The 3,229-nt window shown below is 63.0% G+C and carries 4 protein-coding genes; 3 read left to right on the forward strand and 1 reads right to left on the reverse strand.

Features of this window, described 5'->3' with window-relative positions; genetic code table 11:
* The 3 genes from lipA to Q0O05_RS11885 all read left to right on the forward strand — a co-directional run.
* A partial coding sequence (gene lipA, locus Q0O05_RS11875) for a lipoyl synthase (RefSeq protein WP_293663290.1) occupies positions 1-716 on the forward strand: 716 nt, incomplete at its 5' end.
* A 104-nt stretch (positions 717-820) separates the two neighbouring features.
* Positions 821-1,867 carry an L-glyceraldehyde 3-phosphate reductase gene (gene mgrA / locus Q0O05_RS11880; protein WP_293663291.1) on the forward strand — a complete coding sequence of 349 codons (1,047 nt, stop codon included), beginning with the start codon at positions 821-823 and terminating at the stop codon, positions 1,865-1,867.
* 12 nt (positions 1,868-1,879) lie between these two features.
* Positions 1,880-2,758, forward strand: a complete 879-nt coding sequence (locus tag Q0O05_RS11885; protein WP_293663293.1) for a DMT family transporter — start codon at positions 1,880-1,882, stop codon at positions 2,756-2,758.
* A gap of 86 nt (positions 2,759-2,844) precedes the next feature.
* On the opposite strand, the gene Q0O05_RS11890 is transcribed toward Q0O05_RS11885, so the two are convergent.
* On the reverse strand, positions 2,845-3,229 hold a 385-nt coding region (locus Q0O05_RS11890; RefSeq protein ID WP_366519052.1), incomplete at its 5' end, for a putative PEP-binding protein.

The following is a 3,229-nucleotide window of genomic DNA, read 5'->3' on the forward strand; positions in this document are numbered from 1 at the left end:
TCATGATCATGGGTGACAAGTGCACCCGCCGCTGCCCGTTTTGCGATGTGGGTCACGGCAGGCCTGATCCGCTGGATGTGAACGAACCGGACAACCTGGCCAAGACCATTGCCCAGCTCAAGCTGAACTATGTGGTCATCACCAGCGTAGACCGCGATGACCTGCGCGATGGCGGCGCAGGCCACTTTGTGGAGTGCATCCGCAAGACGCGCGAGCTCTCGCCCGCAACGCAGATCGAGGTGCTGGTGCCAGACTTCCGCGGCCGTGACGACCGGGCGCTGGAAATTTTGAAGTCAGCGCCGCCCGACGTGATGAACCACAACATGGAGACCATTCCCCGCCTCTACAAAGAAGCGCGGCCCGGCTCCGACTACCAGTTCAGCCTGAACTTGCTGAAAAAATTCAAGGCGCTGTTCCCCGACGTTCCCACCAAGAGCGGCTTGATGGTCGGGCTGGGCGAAACCGATGAAGAGATCCTGGAAGTCATGCGCGACATGCGCGAGCACGACATCGAAATGCTGACCATCGGCCAGTACCTCGCGCCCAGCACCAGCCACCTGCCGGTGCGCCGCTATGTCCACCCCGACACCTTCAAGATGTTCGAAGCCGAAGCCTACAAAATGGGCTTCAAGCATGCGGCGGTGGGCGCCATGGTTCGCTCGAGTTACCACGCCGATGTGCAGGCGGGGCACGCGCTCGGCCACAGCACCCGCTGAAGATCCGCCCTCTGGGCCAGCCCCACAATTGCGGCCAGAAATACAGTCCGGTGTTTTGACCCTACCGGCCGTCGTTCATGTTCACCCCCCCTGGAGATCGCACCATGCACCAAGCAGCACCGGGCCGTTATGACGGTCGCGTTCCCTACCGCTACTGCGGCAAAAGCGGCCTCCAACTGCCCGCGGTGTCGCTGGGGCTGTGGCACAACTTCGGCGATGCCACGCCGTTTCAAACCCAGCGTGACATGCTGCGCACTGCGTTTGACCTCGGCATCAACCACTTTGATCTGGCCAACAACTACGGCCCGCCCCACGGCAGTGCGGAAACCAACTTCGGCGAACACATGCGCCGCGACTTCCGGCCCTACCGCGATGAGCTGATCATCTCCAGCAAGGCCGGCTACGACATGTGGCCCGGCCCCTACGGCCAGGGCGGCGGCTCGCGCAAATACCTGCTGGCCAGCCTGGACCAGAGCCTGAAGCGCATGGACCTCGACTATGTGGACATCTTCTACAGCCACCGCTTTGACCCCGACACCCCGCTGGAAGAAACCATGGGCGCGCTGGCCACCGCGGTGCAGCAAGGCAAAGCGCTATATGCCGGCATCAGCAGCTATTCGGCCACCAAAACGCGCGAGGCGGTGGCAATTTTGAAAAGCATGGGCGTTCCCATGCTGATTCACCAGCCCTCCTACAGCCTGCTGAACCGCTGGGTCGAGGAAGAGCTGCTCGACGCGCTGCAGGACACTGGCGTGGGCTGCATTGCCTTCAGCCCCCTGGCTCAGGGCCTTTTGACCGACAAGTACCTGCAGGGCGTGCCGGCCGATGCCCGTATGAACCGTCCGGGTGGTGGTTCTTTCCTGCCTGATCACTTGAACGAGCAAAATCTGGCGCACGTGCGCGCGCTCCATGAAATTGCCCAATCACGCGGCCAAAGCCTGGCGCAGATGGCCATTGCCTGGGTGCTGCGCGATGCGCGCGTCACCACCGCCCTGATTGGCGCGAGCCGCCCTGCGCACATTGTGGAGCTGGTGGGCGCGCTGAGCCGGCTGGATTTCAGCGCCGACGAGCTGGCCGCGATTGACGCCCACGCGGTGGAAGGCGGCATCAACCTCTGGAAGCGGCCTTCCACCGACCAACGTCTGGCCTGAGGCTGCTACAACATGACGTTGCGTGCTGCTCCGCGGGCCGTATCGCTGCCCAACGGACTGGCACTGGGGGCCATCGTGTTGTGGGGCAGCTTGGCGCCCCTGGGCGTGGCGCTCCAGCATGTGCCGCCTTTCCTGCTCACCGGCATCGGATTGCTGGTCGGGAGCCTGATTGGCATTCCGCTCTCGGGCTGGAGGCTTAGCAGCTGGAAGGTGCCCATGGGCACGCTGGTCCTGGGCGTGTACGGGCTGTTTGGTTTTCACTTTCTGCTTTTCATCGCGCTACGGCACGCGCCGCCGGTGCAGGCAAATTTGGTGAATTACCTCTGGCCGTTGGGCATTGTGCTGATGGCCCCGTTGTTTTTGCCCGGGATGCGGCTGCAGGTGCTGCATGTGGCGGCTGCGTTGTTGGGCTTTGCAGGCGCGGCCCTTGCCATTACGGGCGGGCGCGATTTCGGGGGCGAAGGCCTTGGAGTTTGGGCCTGGGGCTATCTGCCGGCCTTGGCATCGGCGTTTGTGTGGGCGAGTTACTCGCTGCTGACGCAGCGGGTGCGCGCTTTTCCAAGTGCGGCGATTGGTTTATTCGGCTTGGTATCGGGCACCCTGTCGCTGGCGTGTCACTGGTTGTTGGAGCCGGCGGTGAGTCTGAGCGGGGGCGACTGGCAGCTTCTGATCGCGCTGGGTCTGGGCCCGCTGGGTGCTGCCTTCTATTTGTGGGATGCGGCGCTCAAGCGGGGTGATGCGCGCAGCATCGGTCTGCTGTCTTTCCTCACGCCGCTGCTCTCCACGCTGGGGCTGTTGTGGCTGCGCGGAGAGTGGCCGAGCCTGCATGTGGCGGTTGCGGCGGCCTTGATTGTGGGCGCTGCGGTGCTGGGTTCTCGCGCCAGAGTCTGAAATTTAAAGCCAAATCGGGCTCTAACCCACACTGGTATTGCGCGAGCAGCTATTAAAAATATAGCGACTGACGCGTTTCGGCAGGCTCAGAGTTGGGCGCTGGCGATTTCGAGGGCCGGCTCCTCCGCGGTGCTCACGCGGCGCGCCCAGTCGGTCAGCTTGCTGGTGTCAGCGCGCAAAATTTCCTGCTTGACCGCCAGAATTTGTGCCGGATGCATCGAAAAGCTGCGCAAGCCCAAGCCCAGCAAAAGCCGTGTGAGGCTCACGTCGCCAGCCATCTCGCCACACACGCTCACGTCTTTGCCCTGCGCGCGGCACTCCGCAATGGTGTCGGCCACCAGTCGCAGCACGGCAGGGTGCAGCGGGTCGTACAAATGCGCCACCGACTCGTCGGCGCGGTCGATGGCCAGGGTGTACTGGATCAGGTCGTTGGTACCAATCGACAGAAAGTCGAAGTACTTCAAAAACAAC

Source organism: Rhodoferax sp. OV413 (assembly GCF_945881795.1).
GTDB lineage: Bacteria > Pseudomonadota > Gammaproteobacteria > Burkholderiales > Burkholderiaceae_C > Allorhodoferax.

What these genes read in the sequence shown, in the direction of transcription:
- Q0O05_RS11885 (WP_293663293.1), top strand. Translation starts at nt 1,880, where the DNA reads ATGACGTTGCGTGCTGCTCCGCGGGCCGTATCGCTGCCCAACGGACTG.
- mgrA (WP_293663291.1), top strand. Translation starts at nt 821, where the DNA reads ATGCACCAAGCAGCACCGGGCCGTTATGACGGTCGCGTTCCCTACCGC.